16 protein-coding genes and 1 pseudogene are annotated in these 17,038 nt (G+C 51.5%); 11 read left to right on the top strand and 6 right to left on the bottom strand.

What is annotated here, in order from left to right:
• Positions 1-59: 59 nt before the first annotated feature.
• Positions 60-833 (top strand): helix-turn-helix transcriptional regulator, encoded by a 774-nt coding sequence (locus tag P4S53_RS03135; RefSeq protein WP_337111337.1) that lies wholly within the window; start codon positions 60-62, stop codon positions 831-833.
• Positions 834-863: 30 nt separating this feature from the next.
• Here the strand turns inward: P4S53_RS03135 and P4S53_RS03130 are convergent, their stop codons facing one another.
• On the bottom strand, positions 864-1,766 hold the full coding sequence (locus tag P4S53_RS03130) for a LysR family transcriptional regulator (RefSeq protein WP_337111336.1): 903 nt from the start codon (positions 1,764-1,766) through the stop codon (positions 864-866).
• Between the two features lie 142 nt (positions 1,767-1,908).
• Between P4S53_RS03130 and P4S53_RS03125 the strand changes: the two genes are divergently transcribed.
• Both P4S53_RS03125 and fghA read left to right on the top strand, forming a co-directional pair.
• Positions 1,909-3,057, top strand: a complete 1,149-nt coding sequence (locus P4S53_RS03125; RefSeq protein WP_337111335.1) for an S-(hydroxymethyl)glutathione dehydrogenase/class III alcohol dehydrogenase — start codon at positions 1,909-1,911, stop codon at positions 3,055-3,057.
• 73 nt (positions 3,058-3,130) lie between these two features.
• Positions 3,131-3,994, top strand: a complete 864-nt coding sequence (fghA, locus tag P4S53_RS03120) for an S-formylglutathione hydrolase (protein WP_337111334.1) — start codon at positions 3,131-3,133, stop codon at positions 3,992-3,994.
• Between the two features lie 50 nt (positions 3,995-4,044).
• Here the strand turns inward: fghA and P4S53_RS03115 are convergent, their stop codons facing one another.
• Positions 4,045-5,100 (bottom strand): MFS transporter, encoded by a 1,056-nt coding sequence (locus P4S53_RS03115; protein WP_337112050.1) that lies wholly within the window; start codon positions 5,098-5,100, stop codon positions 4,045-4,047.
• A 240-nt stretch (positions 5,101-5,340) separates the two neighbouring features.
• Between P4S53_RS03115 and P4S53_RS03110 the strand changes: the two genes are divergently transcribed.
• The 4 genes from P4S53_RS03110 to P4S53_RS03095 all read left to right on the top strand — a co-directional run bounded on the left by P4S53_RS03110 (position 5,341) and on the right by P4S53_RS03095 (position 7,738).
• Positions 5,341-6,117 (top strand): AraC family transcriptional regulator, encoded by a 777-nt coding sequence (locus tag P4S53_RS03110; RefSeq protein ID WP_337111333.1) that lies wholly within the window; start codon positions 5,341-5,343, stop codon positions 6,115-6,117.
• 137 nt (positions 6,118-6,254) lie between these two features.
• Positions 6,255-6,728, top strand: coding sequence for an NYN domain-containing protein (locus P4S53_RS03105; RefSeq protein ID WP_337111332.1), 474 nt, complete (start codon positions 6,255-6,257; stop codon positions 6,726-6,728).
• 116 nt (positions 6,729-6,844) lie between these two features.
• Complete coding sequence (locus tag P4S53_RS03100; protein ID WP_162941024.1) at positions 6,845-7,264, top strand: antitoxin Xre/MbcA/ParS toxin-binding domain-containing protein; 420 nt, start codon at positions 6,845-6,847, stop codon at positions 7,262-7,264.
• Positions 7,265-7,738: an RES family NAD+ phosphorylase gene (locus tag P4S53_RS03095; protein WP_337111331.1), complete on the top strand. Its 474-nt coding sequence runs from the start codon at positions 7,265-7,267 to the stop codon at positions 7,736-7,738.
• Between the two features lie 80 nt (positions 7,739-7,818).
• Here P4S53_RS03095 and P4S53_RS03090 read toward each other — a convergent pair.
• The 4 genes and pseudogenes from P4S53_RS03090 to P4S53_RS03075 all read right to left on the bottom strand — a co-directional run bounded on the left by P4S53_RS03090 (position 7,819) and on the right by P4S53_RS03075 (position 12,751).
• Positions 7,819-9,827, bottom strand: a pseudogene (locus P4S53_RS03090) (acetoacetate--CoA ligase).
• 65 nt (positions 9,828-9,892) lie between these two features.
• Positions 9,893-10,531, bottom strand: coding sequence for a maleylacetoacetate isomerase (gene maiA / locus P4S53_RS03085; RefSeq protein WP_337111330.1), 639 nt, complete (start codon positions 10,529-10,531; stop codon positions 9,893-9,895).
• A gap of 12 nt (positions 10,532-10,543) precedes the next feature.
• A complete protein-coding gene (locus P4S53_RS03080) occupies positions 10,544-11,566 on the bottom strand; it encodes a fumarylacetoacetate hydrolase family protein (RefSeq protein ID WP_337111329.1) in 1,023 nt (340 codons plus the stop codon).
• Between the two features lie 54 nt (positions 11,567-11,620).
• Positions 11,621-12,751, bottom strand: a complete 1,131-nt coding sequence (locus P4S53_RS03075) for a homogentisate 1,2-dioxygenase (RefSeq protein ID WP_337111328.1) — start codon at positions 12,749-12,751, stop codon at positions 11,621-11,623.
• 515 nt (positions 12,752-13,266) lie between these two features.
• Here P4S53_RS03075 and phhA point away from each other — a divergent pair.
• The 4 genes from phhA (at position 13,267) to P4S53_RS03055 (ending at position 16,909) form a co-directional block, all read left to right on the top strand.
• Entirely contained in the window at positions 13,267-14,079 is an 813-nt protein-coding gene (gene phhA, locus P4S53_RS03070) for a phenylalanine 4-monooxygenase (RefSeq protein WP_337112049.1), read from the top strand.
• Positions 14,072-14,413, top strand: a complete 342-nt coding sequence (locus tag P4S53_RS03065) for a 4a-hydroxytetrahydrobiopterin dehydratase (RefSeq protein WP_337111327.1) — start codon at positions 14,072-14,074, stop codon at positions 14,411-14,413. Before phhA ends, P4S53_RS03065 begins: the two co-directional genes overlap by 8 nt.
• A gap of 468 nt (positions 14,414-14,881) precedes the next feature.
• The gene (locus P4S53_RS03060; RefSeq protein ID WP_337111326.1) at positions 14,882-15,589 is read left to right on the top strand and encodes a hypothetical protein; all 708 of its coding nucleotides are present in this window, start codon (positions 14,882-14,884) and stop codon (positions 15,587-15,589) included.
• A gap of 126 nt (positions 15,590-15,715) precedes the next feature.
• Positions 15,716-16,909, top strand: a complete 1,194-nt coding sequence (locus P4S53_RS03055; RefSeq protein ID WP_337111325.1) for a cystathionine beta-lyase — start codon at positions 15,716-15,718, stop codon at positions 16,907-16,909.
• The last annotated feature ends 129 nt before the right edge of the window (positions 16,910-17,038 follow it).

Below are 17,038 nucleotides of genomic sequence, written 5' to 3'. Positions count from 1 at the left end.
ATCCTTAAGGATCTTATTATGATTCTTTGGGTGTCGGGATGTGATTCGGAGAACGCGAAATGGATGACAGGTTGTCGCAAGAAGTGTGTACCCTGCTGAAAAAGGAGCTCAGGAAAAGGAAGATATCCTATCAGCACTTGGCAGATGCATTGGAAATTTCTGAAGTGAGTGTGAAGCGACTGCTGAATCACGCACAGCCCCTGTCGATGCAGCGGCTGATTCGTATCAATCGTTTGCTGAACTTCCCACTGTCGAAGTTGCTTGAAGAAGCAGAAAAAAATATCTACACCATTCCGGTTTTCACGTCAGCGCAGGATCAGGCCTTTTTTGACTGTCCGCCGCTTTTTACCTTCTGGTCTGAGTTAACAGAACACCGGACAGTGAATGAGATTGCTGAACGCTATGGCCTGAATGAGCCCTCAATCCATCTTTATCTGAGAAAACTGGAATCCATTCAGCTGATTGAGATCAAAGTGAACCGAACTTGTCAGTTATTAGTCCCGAGCCACACGTCTTTTGAAAAAGGGGCCCGGTTCCCCATTTATTTCACCCGAACAGTGCTGAACCGTCTTCAGGGGCGGGTGATTGATCTTTCTGCTGAAGATAATCAGGCCTTTCTGATGACGTTAAAAGCAGAGCTGACGCATGAGGAGTTTTTGGAAGTCATGCACAAGTTAGATGACTGGATGTTCAACTTGCTGCGTGAAAGTCAGGATGTCAGAGCACGGGAAGGCCTGAAAGTTGCCCCTTATACTTTTGGTTTTATGGCGGCTCAGGGCGCTTTTCATGACAAGTTGCCAGACATTCCCAATCTGACCGATGCGGTTCAATGATGCAGTTGTCAGACGCCGCGTCACCCAGCTTTAGTGTTGTGAAAGGCTGTTTTCACGCGAACCATCGGCTAACCCCGCCACCAGAAAATCCACCAACAGCCTTACTTTCGGAGACAGCCGGACACTGGATGGAAATAACGCCCAGATGCCTTCTTTGTCGTCGCGGTACTGGGCCAGCACTTCAATCAGCTCGCCGGATTCCAGATCCTGCTGAATGTAATAATCGGGCAGTTGGATGAGGCCCAAACCCCGTTTCGCGGCATCACGCAGGGCAAAACCACTGTTGCATTTGAGCCGGCCAGAGATGCGAATGGATCGGCTTTGCTGTTGGTCTTTGAACCGCCAGACATCTACTGAGCCAACTAAACACTGATGTTTACTCAGCTCCGACAGGGTATGAGGTTCGCCGTGCCTGTCGAGATAATCCCGGCTGGCACAGACATAAGATTGCCGGGTCGACAGCCTGCGGGCCAGCAGGGTGGAATCTTCCAGCCGGCCTAAACGTATGGCCAGATCAACACCAGACTCTATGAGATCGAGTTTCTGGTTGGTGAGCACTAACTCGACGTCGACCTGCGGGTATTGTTCTAAAAACTGATTGATCAGGGGCGCCAGGTGCATCTCGCCGTAGGTCACGGGGGCGGTCACGCGCACCAATCCTTTTGGGGTGGTCTGCATCTGCGTGACGGCGAGTTCCGCCTGTTCCAGTCCGTCCACCAGATGTTTGCATTGCTGAAAATACAGCATGCCGGCTTCCGTCAGCGTGACTTTCCGTGTGGTGCGGTTGAGCAGTTTGACGGCGAGCCTGTCTTCCAGCGCTGCGACGCGGCGGCTGACCTGAGCCACCGAGGTGGACAGTTTTTTGGCGGCCAGTGTGAAACTGCTTGATTCTGCCACAGCGACGAATTCACTGACGCCTTCCCAGTTTGCCATGGTGTGTTCCGTGTTTGATTCTGAAGCATTGATTATTACACAGCCGTAAAAATGATTTGCCGGAATCGGTAATTATTTCTGAGATATTCAGAGATATACTGAATGAAAGCTGTGTATCTCATTCAACAATAAGGAAGATTTCATGACGCTGGAACTGAAACCCGGTCAAACCTCGATCAAATCAAAAGCGGCTGTCGCATGGGCTGCGGGTGAACCGCTGAAAATGGAAGAAGTCGACGTTCAGCTGCCGAAAGCCGGTGAAGTGCTGGTGCGTATTGTGGCGACGGGTGTTTGCCACACGGATGCTTTTACGTTATCGGGCGATGATCCGGAAGGAATTTTCCCGGCAATTCTGGGCCACGAAGGCGGCGGTATTGTTGAAATGGTGGGTGAAGGCGTGACCAGCGTCGAAGTGGGCGATCATGTGATCCCGCTTTACACCGCGGAGTGTGGTGAGTGTAAATTCTGTACCTCGGGCAAAACCAATCTGTGTCAGGCCGTGCGTGAAACCCAGGGTAAAGGTCTGATGCCGGACGGCACCACGCGATTCTCAATCAATGGCGAGCCGATTTATCACTATATGGGCTGCTCAACGTTCTCGGAATACACAGTGCTGCCAGAGATTTCTCTGGCGAAAGTGAACAAAGCGGCACCACTGGAAGAAGTCTGCCTGCTGGGTTGTGGTGTCACGACGGGTATGGGCGCAGTGCTCAATACGGCGAAAGTGAAATCCGGTGATACGGTTGCGATTTTTGGTCTGGGCGGCATTGGCTTATCGGCCATTATCGGTGCGCGTATGGCGGGTGCCAGCCGTATCATTGGGATTGATATCAATGAAAGTAAGTTCGCGCTGGCGCAGCAACTGGGTGCGACCGATGTCATTAACCCGCAGCACTTCGACAAGCCGATTCAGGAAGTGATTGTTGAAATGACTGACGGCGGCGTGGATTTCTCGTTCGAGTGTATCGGCAACGTGAATGTGATGCGTCAGGCGCTGGAATGCTGCCACAAGGGCTGGGGTGAGTCGGTGATTATCGGTGTGGCCGGTGCCGGCCAGGAGATCTCCACACGTCCGTTCCAGCTGGTGACCGGCCGGGTCTGGCGTGGTTCTGCCTTTGGTGGTGTGAAAGGCCGCTCTCAGCTGCCGGGCATTGTTGAACAGTATCTGGCGGGTGAATTTGGCCTGCAGGAGTTCATCACGCATACCATGGGTCTGGATGAGATCAATGAGGCGTTTGATCTGATGCATGAAGGTAAGAGCATCCGCAGTGTTGTCCATATGGACAAATAAAGCCAAACTGAACCCAATCAAGCATGAACCATACAGCCATAGGCTGTGTGGTTCGATTTCAAAGGATGATGTGATGACTTCTGAATCCCAAAACCTGCAGCATGTCAGCCAGAACAAAACGTTTGGCGGCTGGCTGAAACAATATACCCATGCGTCAGAATCGCTGAACTGTACCATGCGTTTCTCAGTTTTCCTGCCTTCTGCGGCCACAGCGGAGCATCCGGTGCCAGCGGTGTACTGGTTGTCGGGTCTGACCTGTACTGACGAAAATTTCTCGCAAAAATCCGGCGCTTTTCGAGTGGCTGAGTCGCTGGGGATCGCGCTGATCATGCCGGACACCAGCCCGCGCGGCGATGATGTAGCCGATGACGACAATTACGATCTGGGGCAGGGCGCAGGCTTTTATCTGAACGCAACCCAGCCACCATGGGACACGCATTACCGCATGTATGATTACGTGGTGCATGAACTGCCTGGCCTCATTGAATCCCATTTCCCGGTGTCTGATGTGAAGTCGATTGCCGGGCACAGTATGGGCGGACATGGCGCCCTGACGATTGGACTGAAGCATCCGGAGCAGTATCGTTCCATTTCTGCGTTCAGCCCGATTACGCATCCGATGATGTGTCCGTGGGGACAAAAAGCCTTTGCGGCCTATCTGGGGAGTGATAAAGAAACATGGCGTCAGTACGATGCCTGCGAACTGCTGAAGCAAGGCAAAGCCGCATTGCCAATGCTGGTCGATCAGGGCGACGCCGATAACTTCCTGAATGAGCAGCTCAAACCTGAACTGCTAAAGGCCGCCGCCGAGCAGCATGATTCGCCGCTCGAATTGCGCATGCAATCCGGTTACGACCACAGCTATTACTTCATCGCCAGCTTCATTGACGATCACCTGCGTTTCCATGCCCGGTATTTGTTGGCTGAACCGGGCTAGGGATATTGAGGGCACGTCATCTCGTGCCCTCAAATATTGCGTCGAGAAGATTAATGATTCTCTTGCTGAGTTGATGGAAGCACGGATTCAGTCCTCATCTTTTGACGTGACACAAGAACAGTACATCCTCCCCAGACAACACAGCATGCCAGCAGGGTTGTCAGACTGAAGTGCCAGTCGCCGCTTAAGTCGTGGAGATAGCCGAATACAACGGGTCCGATTGCTGCGACCAGATAGCTGACCGCTTGAACCATGCCGGAAAGTGCCGAGGCGTGGTTGGCATCTGTTGAGCACCAATTCAGCATAGACATCCCCATGATGAACCCCAGACTGGTGCCCATCCCCATCAATATTCCAGCGAGCAGTGCTGCTTCCTGATTGAACAGCAGAAGTGCAATGCCTGTCAGCGTGAAACAAACGGCAGCGAGACAAGGGTAAAGCGGGGTTTTCAGTTGACTGAGCAGGGGGAGCAAAAGCAGGCTGGGAATCATTGCGGATAGCAGAGCGATTCCGTGATACAGACCTGAATCCTCTGCGCTGTAACCCATGTTTTGCACGATCACCGCATACCAGGCGACGAAAACATAGTTCATCAGCGAATTCATGGCCATATAGGCTGTGAGCTTCCAGGCTGCAGCAGATCGCCAGACAGTCTGGTTGCTTGAATCTGCTGCTGTTTGGGTGGTGTGGCGCAGTTGCGACAGCCAGGTCAGGTTAGCCAGTACAGCAATTGGCAGGCAAGCCATGAGCGCCAATCGCCAGTTGTTCCCACCGCCAAGTGTCGTTACAGGCACCACGAGGGCAGCCGATGCGGCCGCCCCAATACCCATGACCAGAATATAGAAAGACGTATAGGTTGTCGCGGATTCCGGATATCGGCGTTTCAGAAAGGCGGGTAATAACACGTTACAGAAAGCAATCCCCAGACCAATGAGAACCGTGCCGCCCAAAAGCAGTGTGGTATTGCCAGCGCCCCGTAAGCCGATGCCCAGAGCTACTGCAATCAATCCCAGAAAAATGCCCTTTTCGATCCCTATCTTGGATGCAGTGAGAGCAGCGAGCGGAGAGAAAAAGCAAAAGCGAGTAAAGGTATTGTGGTGAGTAATCCAGCGCTCTGTGACGATAAGGACAGAGCCTGGCTGATGTCTTCCAGGATTGGCGACACACTGGTCAAGGGTGACCGCAGCATCAAGGCCGTCAGGGTGAGGGAGGTCAGAAACAGGATATGATGGGTGTGATATTTCATAGTGTGTTTTTCAAGACAACAATTAAAAAGTAAAACTAGTTTAATCAGTCGGGATCATGTTTAATTGAGGAAATTTGACAATTTATTGCTAAAAACCGTCATGTTAGAACCTGTCAGTGAGGCTTTATACGACAGTGCAATTTTCCCGCAAAGGGCAGTGGCGCTGAAAGTCGGCAAAGACGCCAGCAGAGAATCGCCCTGCCACCAGCATGAAAAAGGGCAGTTAGTGATGCCAACGGTCGGATATGTAACGAGTCATATTCAGGCTGCAATTTGGATGGTGCCCCCTCAGACAGCGGTGTGGATTCCGGGAAATGTTTCGCACAGCAACCGGGTTTCGGTGAATGGCGAAGGTTGTATGTTGTTTATTCAGCCCTCAGCCATTGCGATGCCGGATGATGTGTGTACAGTGTCCATTTCTCCGATGCTCAGAGAAATGATTCTTCATCTGGCTTCATTGGATCAGCAATATCAGGCGGGGAGTGAGACCGATAAACTGGCTGAGGTGTTGCTGTATCAATTGTCATTAATGCCGATCGAACGCTTTGATTTCGCGATTCCGGAAGAGCCGAAGCTGCGCCAGATAGCCAAGGCGATGGTTGCAGATCCAGCCGACAGAAGAACGATTGGTCAGTGGGCAGCAGCTTATGCAATGAGTGAGCGAACTCTGTCCCGGCTGGTGGAGAAACATGTGGGCATGACATTCGGAAAATGGCGCGGACAATTACATATTGTTGTCGCGTTGCAACAATTGAATTCGCAGGTGCCGGTCCAGCGAGTGGCGGAAAATCTCGGTTACGAGTCGGTCAGTGCTTTTATCACCTTTTTTAAGAAAACACTGGGTCAATCTCCAAAGCAGTACCTGTCCCGCAGATGAAGTACAGATTCAGCAGCTTGGAATCATTCATTGACGTCGCTGCTGAGAATAAAAGAGACGCATTATTTTATCTAGCTTTGTGAATCGCATGACGAGAGTTCGTGAATCCCAAAGCTTCAATGACCAGGATAGATTCAATGGAAAAAGTGGCCATATTTGTCGATGTGCAAAACGTGTATTACACATCCAGGCAGCAGTATCAGCGCAACTTCGATTACAATGCCTTCTGGGCCAAAGTGACCAAAGACAGAGAAGTGGTGGCTGCCTTCGCGTATGCCATTGACCGGGGTGATCGTAAGCAGCAAGAATTTCAGAATATCTTGCGAGCCATTGGTTTTGAGGTCAAGCTGAAGCCTTTTATTCAGCGATCGGATGGCTCGGCCAAAGGCGATTGGGACGTTGGCATCACCATTGACGCATTGGAGCACACGGGGATCGCCGATGTCGTCGTGCTGGTTTCCGGCGATGGTGATTTTGATCTGTTGCTGAATAAACTGCGAGTCGATAAAGGCAAACAGGTTGAGCTGTATGGTGTGCCTGACTTGACGGCAGCCTCGTTGGTGAACGAGGCCAGTACCTATTTTCCTATCAATGACGATTTGCTGTTGTAATTCGGTGCCTGGAATGGCAATAAGGTCATTTTTGAACGATTCGACATCAATCTGATGTTGTTGTTACATCAGTTGGATGTATACTGAGTGTGTCATGCGGTTTACAGGAGTTCAGGATGTCACATTCATTCATCACTGATGTGGGTCTGAAAAATAATATTTTTGATGATCAGTATCTGTTGCTTGAAACCATCACTGCGGGTGTGGCAGGCAAAGTCGTGGAGTCCGTCGTGAAAACCTTGCCGACGCAACGCGCAATCATCTGCAGTGCATTAGGGACGACCAGCGGTAATCTTCATCGTTTGTATAAACGCAAAGCGTTGGACAAGCATCAGTCTGAAGAAATGCTGGATATTCTGAGCGTTTTCAATGCAGCATTTTCGTTGTACGAAGACAGGGAATTGGCACAGGAACTGTTAAATACCCCTTTGCCAGCGCTGAACAATAAAAAGCCCTCTGAATTACTGGATACCTTCACCGGGCGCAGGATGGTGAAAGAAACCCTGAATAAAATGGCCTGGGGCGAGTTTTCCTAAATGCTGCTTTACCGCATTACGCCAGAGCAGTACCTTGAAAATTATCAGGGGTTGGGGGCCAGTTATCAGGACGGGGCAAGATGGAACCATAAAGGCGTTTCTGTGCTGTATTTTTCATTGTCGCCTTCTGTTGCCATGCTGGAAATGGCGAATTATTTCCCGTTGCCTAAATTAATCCCAAAAGATTATGTGCTAGGTATTTACGAACTGCCCGATTCACAGGCTGATCAGCTTGATCCCGGGTTGTTGCCGTCTGACTGGAATGTGTATCCTCATCCTGTTTCAACACGCAATATTGGCTCACAGTGGCTGACAGGCAATACCAATACCGGGTTGGTTGTCCCCAGTGCGGCAACACCGAATGGACTGGAGTCGATCATCGTGCTGAATCCGCTTCATGATGGCACTGTGCATCTCAGGCTGGTGGATAAAACCACTCAGCTATTTAATGCGCGAGCGTTTCCGGGCAACTGATCTTGTGTGCCAGAACTATCCCGTTAATAACACACACGCCCCTGAACAGGGCGTGTGTCGTATTGGCCGTCATACCGGGCTTAGGAGAGCAACTCTGGACGATTTTTGTACTGTTCCAGCGCCTCCGGGTTGGCCAGCGCGCCGACGTTTTTCACCGGCTGTTGGTGCACCACATTCCGCACCGCCAGCTCAACCAGTTTGCCGGATTTGGTGCGCGGAATATCGGTGACAGCCAGAATCACCGCCGGGACATGGCGTGGCGAACAATGTTCTTTGATGCGCTGGCGAATCCGGGCCTGCAGCGTGTCGTCGAGTTGCTGCCCCTCGGCCAACTGAACAAAGAGCACGACGCGCACGTCATTCTGCCAGTTTTGTCCGATCACAATCGAATCGATGATCTCGTCCATCGGATTGACCTGACGATAGATCTCCGCTGTCCCGATGCGCACACCGCCCGGGTTGAGTACCGCATCGGAGCGACCAAAGAAGACTAAGCCGCCGTGACGGGTCAGCTGAACAAAATCACCATGATGCCAGGTGTTGGGATAGACATCCCAGTACGCACTGTGATAACGCTTACCACCTTCGTCGTTCCAGAACCCAACGGGCTGATGCGGAAAGCTGTTACAGCAAACCAGCTCGCCCTGAGCGTCGATCACCGACTTTCCGTTATCATCATAAACCTGCACATCCATGCCTAACGCGCGGCCCTGACATTCCCCGCGGTACACAGGGCTGAGGGGGTTACCAATGGCAAAGCAGCCACAGATGTCGGTGCCGCCGGAGATCGACGCCAGTTGCAGATCAGATTTGACAGACCGGTACACATAGTCGAACTGTTCCGGCGCCAGCACTGAGCCGGTCGAACACAGGGTCCGAAGGCTGGCCAGGCGATGAGTCTGGTTGGGCTGGTAGCCCTTTTTCTCAAGCGCCTCAAGATACTTGGCTGATGTGCCGAATAAGGTCACGTCTTCCTGATCGGCCATGTCCCACAGCACATTGCCATCGGGGTAGAAAGGCGAGCCATCGTAGAGCACCAGCGTCGCGCCCGCCGCCAGTCCGCTGGCCATCCAGTTCCACATCATCCAGCCGCAGGTGGTAAAGTAGAACAGGCGATCCCCTTTGTTGACGTTGCTGTGCAGCATGTGTTCTTTCAGATGATTGAGCAAAATGCCGCCGACACTGTGAACAATACACTTGGGCTTTCCCGTGGTGCCGGAAGAATAAAGAATATAAAGCGGATGATTGAACTCAACCCGTTCAAAGTGAATCGCCGATGGCTGATACGCGGACAACGCATCATCCCAGAACTGGTAGCGCTCAGACAACGGTTCAAATGCAGGGGGCGACATGCCGGTGAATGGGATCAGTACGACTTTTTCGACGCTGTGCAGTTCTGTCAGCATGGCATTGACTTTATCAATGCAGCTGTGCCTTTTGCCGTTATAAAAATACCCATCGGCGGCGAACAGGAGTTTAGGGCACGTCTGGCCAAATCGCTCGACTACGCTGTCGACCCCAAAGTCCGGCGAGGTCGACGTCCAGATCGCGCCAATTGTGCTGGTGGCGAGCATGGCGATCAGCGTCTGAGGCAAATTCGGCAGATAACCGGCCACGACATCCCCTTGTGAGATGCCTTGCTGGCGCAGGTACTGGCTGAGCTGTGAAACCTGATCATACAAGTTTTGCCAGCTCAGTTGCTGGCGTCGTTCTGCCTGTCCTTCACAGTGAAACACAATGGCTGCTGATTCCGGTGCCTGTTTGGCGTAGGCCAGCAGGTTTTCGGCAAAGTTCAGGCGGGCATCCGGAAACCAGAGGGTGTCCTTGGCCGGCTCTGTGCTGCCAGGGGGCAGTCCGTCACTCGGCTGCCTTTGTCACCGATGACGCCGCAGAAGTCCCACAGCCGATCCCAGAACTGTTCACTGTGCGTGACAGACCAATGGTGAAGCTGCTGATAGTCGTGAAACAGCGTGTCTTCCTGCTCGCTCAGATCCACCATGAACTGGTACAGCAAGCTGTCATGAATACTGTCTTTGGTCGGCTGCCAGAGAATGGGTGCTTGATCTTCTTCCAGATGATGGTCTTGCATGCTCATCGTTATCGTCCTTATCGTGATGGCTTACGTCTGGCGTCTTATCTTTCGCCTTAATACTTTTATTGTGGCGTATTATCCGGGTGAGCCTGTGCGAAAGACGCCAGTTTCTGGCAGGCCGCATCGATTCTGACCAGTGTCGGGTAGGGGGACAAATCAAGCTCAAACCGGCGCGCATTATAAAGCTGAGGCACCAGACAAATATCGGCCAGCGAGGGCGTATCGCCGCAGCAGAAGAGACTGGGCTGGTTCGCCTGCCTTGCCGCCACTCGAGCTTCCAGTGCAGACAAGCCCTGGTGCAGCCAATGATGATACCAGGTGAGCTTATCTTGCTGACTCACACCCAAGTCTTGCGTTAAATAGTTGAGAATACGCAAGTTGTTCACCGGGTGAATATCACACGCAATACTCAGAGCCAGTTCGCGGCATAGTGCTTTTTGCCAGGGATCACGGGGCAGCAGTGCGGTCTCGGGATAGCATTCATCCAGATATTCAATGATGGCCAGTGACTGGCTCAGATATCCCTGCTCGGTTTCCAGAGTCGGTACCAGCTGTGACGGGTTCATGGCCTGATAAGCCAGTGATTGTTGCGCTTTATCCACCAGTGACACCGGGTGGCTGGTATAGCTCAACCCTTTCAGGTTGAGCGCAATACGCACCCGGTAGGCGGCGGATGAGCGGAAATAGTCGTAGAGCGTCATCCGGCCTCCTTGTTAGTCTGGCTGATGGTGGTTCAGATCGGCAGGGTCGTACTGGTGCTGATATTTCACCACTGTCTGTTCAATCGCGCCAAAGATGGAGTCGCCATTGTCGTCAAACATTTCAATTCTGACTTTGTCGCCAAATTTCATGAAAGGCGTGACGGCTTGTCCCTGATCGATGATTTCCAGCATCCGGCGTTCAGCCAGACAGCAGGAGCCGCTGGAACGATCTACGTTCGAGACCGTGCCGGAACCGATAATGGTGCCCGCACAGAGATGACGGGATTTCGCCACATGCTGCACCAGTTCGGCGAAGTTGAACGTCATATCGACACCGGCATTGGGCTCACCGAATAACTCATCATTCAGATGCACGCTCAGGCGCTGATGGACTTTGTAATCATGCCAGCTGTCGCCCAGCTCGTCCGGGGTGACGGCCACAGGTGAAAACGCAGAAGCCGGCTTGGACTGAAAGAAACCAAAGCCTTTGCTCAGTTCGGCAGGGATCAGATTGCGCAGCGAGACATCATTGACCAGCATCAGCAATTTGATATGGCCGTGAACTTCTTCGGTGCGTGTACCCATCGGGACATCATTGGTGATCACCGCAATTTCACCTTCAAAATCGATTCCCCAGCTTTCATCGGCCATTTCAATGTCCTGGCGCGGGCCGAGAAAACCATCTGACATACCCTGATACATCAGGGGATCGGTCCAGAAGCTTTCCGGCATTTCAGCGCCGCGTGCCTTGCGAACCAGTTCGACATGGTTGACGTATGCACTGCCGTCTGCCCATTGAAAAGCCCGCGGCAGCGGAGAAGCGCAATGTGCCGGGTTAAACGGGAACACATCTTGGGCAATGCCGTCGTTGAGGTTGCGATACAGGTGTTGCAGATCCGCCTCGACCTGATCCCAGTTATCTAAAGCAAACTGCAGCGTCGGCGCAATGTCGTGTGCATGTACGGCTTGAGTGAGATCACGTGAAACGATAATCAGTTGTCCGTCACGGCCTTGGTCTAAAGAAGCTAATTTCACGTTTTACTCCTTACTTTACAATGTAAATCTAATGCTTGTTTTTTCGCCTGTGGATCACTTACGGTTGATCCAGGAATACACATAGTCTTTGTTTTCAACGCCTTCCGGCAGCTCCGCGACTTCCAGCGGATATCGGGTGTCGATCATCACCGCCACTTCATCGGTTTCTTTCTTCGGCTGCGACTGACTGGCCGCCAGCGCTTTCGGATGCGGACCATGCGAGAAGCCGCAAGGGTGGTGGGTGATCATGCCGGCTTCAATATTGTCGCGGCTGAAGAAGTTGCCTTTGTGGTAGAACAGCACTTCATCGTAGTCATCGTTGTTGTGATAAAACGGCACTTTGAGCGCGCCCGGATCAGACTCGATTGGGCGGGGAACGAAAGTACAGATGACGAAACCATTGGCGACGAATGTGGTATGTGCTGACGGCGGCAAGTGATAGCGATGGCTCATCAGCGGACGAATATCACGCCAGTTCAGTTTGAAGACGGTCAGATTCCCTTTCCAGCCCTGCGCATCAAGCGGGTTGTAGGGGTAGGTGATGGTATTCATCTGATCGCGGGCTTTCAGTCTGACCTGCCAGCGCTGATCATTATTTTGCTGAGCCAGGAAGGCGTCGTCGATGCGGGCGTATTCCAGCACCGCCGGATCATACACAGCATGCTGGCCTGCCAGACCGCGATCCGGCAACTGATAACCACTGTTGGTGGCTTCAATCAGCAGCATCGACACAGGTTCTTCGACCTCAATACGCCAGCTGGTCGCACGGGGAATGGTGATGTAATCGCCTTCCGTGAAGGCCAGGTGGCCATAATCACAATACAGCTGACCGCAGCCCTGATGAATGAAAAGCACTTCATCGCCATCACCATTGCGGACCAGATGGTTCATGCTTTGGGTGGTATTCCAGACTCTGAGTTTCAGCTGGTTGTTATACAGCACCAATGACGCATCCCAGGGCGATTCACCGGGCTGCTCAAGACGGGTCGTATCGATGGCGCGGGGGCGCAAGGGGCCGTCCCATTCCACCCAGCCCGTCGGCGGATTGCTGTGATACATGTGGCTTGCAGGGCCAAAGAAGCCTTCTTTACCGCATTCACGTTCATACGTACCTTCCGGCAAGTCGCAGTGGGCCTGACGGGAGGCTTTACCTTCTATAATCGGAAATTGAAACCAGTGACGCATCTTTGGGTCCTCATTGACGATGACAGCCTGCGTTTGTCAGCAGTGACAAACCCACTGTCTCTATCCTTGTGTGCCAGACGCCCGGGTCACTCTGTTGGTTGTGTCCCGGCTCATCTGGCTTAACATCGTGTTAACCTTCTGCTTTAACTCTGGTTGAGAGCGACTTAACAAGCAACCCCTTAAGCAATATTCACTTTTGCAAAGTGTGCGTTTTTTTTACATAACTGTATGTTCTTATTGATGGTCTAAGTCGGTGCCTTGATTCGTTTTTTCAATCTGGCCTGACAGATGCTGAGTAATCAGGGGGATGTAAAATTATTGTTACACCGAATGGGTTGTGCGATTCCACTCTGATGGTTCCATTGCGATCCCTAAAACGCCTACCCTTAAACGAGAAGGGACAGCTCCAGACTTATCTGATGTTGATTCGCAGCTCAGCCATGCCTGAGCCGGAGAAACAGACCGTTGAGCTGATGATTGCCAAGGTAAGGCAGAGAGACATAGAAGGTTGTTTTATGGGCAAAGCGACAAAGTATGTATCGAAACAGCCGGATGAAAACGGCTTTATTCACTGGTCTGACGATGAGCACCAGATCTGGCATGATCTGGTGACAAGACAGCTTGGCTGCATCAAAGGCCGGGCCTGTGATGAATATATCCAGGGGCTGGAACTGCTGAATCTGCCTGTTGATCGTGTACCGCAACTGGCCGAAGTGAATCAGGTGCTGATGAAAAGCACAGGCTGGCAGTGCGTTGAAGTGCCGGCGCTGATTAATTTCGACCGCTTTTTCAAGCTGCTGGCCAATAAACAGTTTCCGGTGGCGACATTTCTGCGTAGTCGTGAAGAGTTTGATTACCTGCAGGAACCTGATTTTTTCCATGAAGTGTTCGGTCACTGCGCGATGCTGACCAATCCGGCCTTTGCAGAATTTACCCATACCTATGGTCGTTTAGGCTTTGCTGCGTCCAAGGAAGAGCGGGTTTATCTTGCACGTTTGTACTGGTTCACTGTCGAGTTTGGTCTGATGCGCCAGCACGGTGAGCGCCGGATTTACGGAGGCGGTATTCTGTCTTCACCGGGCGAAACCGAGTATGCAATGACCAGTGATAAACCGATTTACAAAGTGTTTGATCCGGTTGATGTGTTACGCACGCCTTATCGTATCGACATCATGCAGCCGATTTATTTTGAGATTGATGGTATACAGCAACTGTTTGAGCTGGCCCATCAAGACATCATGAGTATGGTTCATCAGGCCCAGTCTCTGGGTCTGCATGCACCTTTGTACCCACCGAAGAACAAGGAGCAAGTTGGGGAATATGTCTGATTTAACTGAATTGAAGTGTGAAGCCTGTCAAATTGACGCCCCTATGGTGACAGACCATGAAATGGTTGAGCTGACAAAAGCGATTCCAGAATGGGAGGTGCTCGATGTTGAGGGGATCAAGCAGCTGGAAAGGGCGTATAAGTTTAAGAATTTTAAGCTGGCCTGGGCGTTTGCCAATCAGGTGGCAGAGATGGCCGAAGAAGAATTCCATCACCCCACCATCACGCTTGAGTGGGGGAAAGTGACGGTAAACTGGTGGAGCCACTCAATTAAAGGGCTGCATAAAAACGACTTTATCTGTGCCGCGAAAACCGATCGTCTGTTTGAAAATTAAACACTTTATTGATTGTCAGAACACGTCAGTGAGTAAAGAATACGTATTAAGCGCTGGATTTCCGGCGCTTTTTTTGTTTGCGGTTACTGGGGGAACGGTTTTGCTGTGTCAGGTTTATTGACAATTTTTCGTGTTGAATCTTTATCCGACGTCTTCCGCGTGCCAGTTCAGCAGCCATCCCGGTCAGGATTCGCAGACGAAAACTCTGACTGCCGCCTTTGAGTTTCTTGACCGGATGCGTGTTTTGCATTTCGCCTTGCAAAATGCGATGCAAGTCACAAAAATTTACACCTCCATCTCTGTACCGCCGTGTTCACTCGCGGTTATTACCCGGCACTCTATTTGCATGATAAAGATCACATTCTTGTCGTGGTTTTGAGATTTGACAGGAAGTGGACTACCTGTAAAGCACTGTGGCGTATCACGGGTCGGTTTGATCCGGACAATTACAGAAATGGGGGCGGCGCTATGTATGACGCAGAGATGAAGCTGAACCATCAGATTGTACAGTTTCTGGAGTATAAGCTTCAGACACTTCATGAAAATATCCGCGAAAATATCACTGAACCACCTGAACTTTATACCGCGATGCTGGCGGTGTTGACGCAATATATGGCGGGGCTGAAGTCTATCACCTGTTTGCTGAATCATGGCTTTGTATCGCAGACGAGAGGGATTTTTCAAACCCTGGGTGAGGACTATGAAGACATTATCTTTCTCAGCCTGCCAGCCCTGCATGGCACCATGACCCATCTGCATTATGCCTATCTCAAACGTGTGGCCGGCGAGGAAGACTACGGCTATTACAGTCCGGTGTCGCGGTGTGAAATCAGAAACCAAATCCGGGAAGCAAACGGTATTAATCACAATGTTTTTCAGCTTTACCCGAAACGCCAGGCGCTGCAGGTTTTGCGTCCGTTAGGGGACAAACCCTGCTCTGCCAATCTGGCCATCGAGTTACATCGTCACTTTGCCTATAAAGCGGTGTTGCTGACGGTACTGACGGCGAAAGTGGCGGATGAACAGGAAGTGATGCGCGAATGCCTGAATTACCGGGCTCATCTTGAGATGGTGGATCCAGCGGCTGTGATCATGCCACAACCTCAATCTCAACCGCGTCCGCAGGCTGCGCCCGCGCCAATCGCGAATGATATATCTTATGCAGCAATAAGATAACTGGCACACCCACTGCGCTGTACCCAAACACAAGGCAAGTGTGATAACGTCATGTGATGTAAGAAGCCATTGCGATTGCAATGGCTTCATCGGTTAAATGGACGAATGACAGGCATTGGGAACAGCATGGCAGAAAAGAAAGCATTAGATACCAAAATCATCACCGCCGGCCGCTCGAAAAAGTGGACTCAGCAATTAGTGAACCCTCCGGTCAGCCGCGCTTCCACCATAGTGTTTGATTCCGTCGAAGAGATGAAACACGCGACCGCCAACCGGGCGAATAAAGCACTTTTTTATGGTCGCCGCGGCACCAATACGCATTTTGCTTTTCAGGATGCCATGGTGGAGCTGGAAGGCGGTGTAGGCTGTGCGTTATACCCTTGCGGTACAGCGGCGATTTCTAATGCCATTCTGTCATTTGTAAAAACAGGCGATCATGTTCTGATGGTCGATGGCGCTTATGAGCCAACGCGGGATTTTTGCGACAAAGTGCTTGCGAAAATGGGGGTCGAAACCACCTATTATGACCCGATGATTGGCGAAGAAATCCGGGATTTAATCCGCCCGAATACCACAGTGTTGTTTTTAGAGTCGCCTTGCTCTATTACCATGGAAGTGCAGGATGTCCCTACGCTGGCGCGTATCGCACATGAACACGACATTGTTGTCATGCTGGATAATACCTGGGCTTCGCCTATCAATTTTCAGCCGTTTGAGCATGGGGTTGATATCTCCATTCAGGCTGCGACCAAGTATATCGTCGGGCACTCGGATGTGATGTTAGGCACAGCAACGGCCAATGCGCGCTGCTGGGATCAGTTACGTGAACACAGCTATCTGATGGGCCAGTGTACCTCTCCCGATGATGTGTATCTGGCGATGCGGGGATTGCGTACTTTAGGTGTGCGTTTGCGTCAGCATCAGGAGAACAGCCTGAAAGTGGCCCGCTGGCTGGCGGAACGGCCAGAAGTGGATCATGTTCGCCATCCGGCACTGCCGAGTTGTGAAGGGCATGAGTTTTATCTCCGGGACTTTAAAGGGTGTAACGGATTATTTTCCGTTGTTCTGAACCGGGGTAATACCGAAGCGCTGACCGCATTGCTGGATGGCATGGAGCATTTCAGTATGGGTTATTCCTGGGGAGGCTTCGAAAGCCTGATCCTGGCCAGTGAAGATGTCAATAAACTGCGTACCGCGAAGAAGAAAGATTTTGCAGGCCCGATTTTACGGCTGCATATCGGATTAGAAGATTGCGATGATCTGATCCGGGATCTGGAAAAAGGATTCGAAAGGCTGAACGCGGCTCTGACGGCAGAGTAAGTTAACCCATTTTTCATGATGACTGGCCACTTGATGTGGCCTTTTTTGTCTCTGGCTGTTGATAATTACCGAACACATTTTAGGTAAGTTTATGAAATAGGCTAGAATTTAGTCATATGACCGGTTTGG

Origin of the sequence: Photobacterium sp. Hal280, assembly GCF_037162255.1 — a bacterium.
Classification (GTDB): Bacteria; Pseudomonadota; Gammaproteobacteria; order Enterobacterales; family Vibrionaceae; genus Photobacterium.
This window is presented reverse-complemented; position numbering and strand designations above follow the sequence as displayed.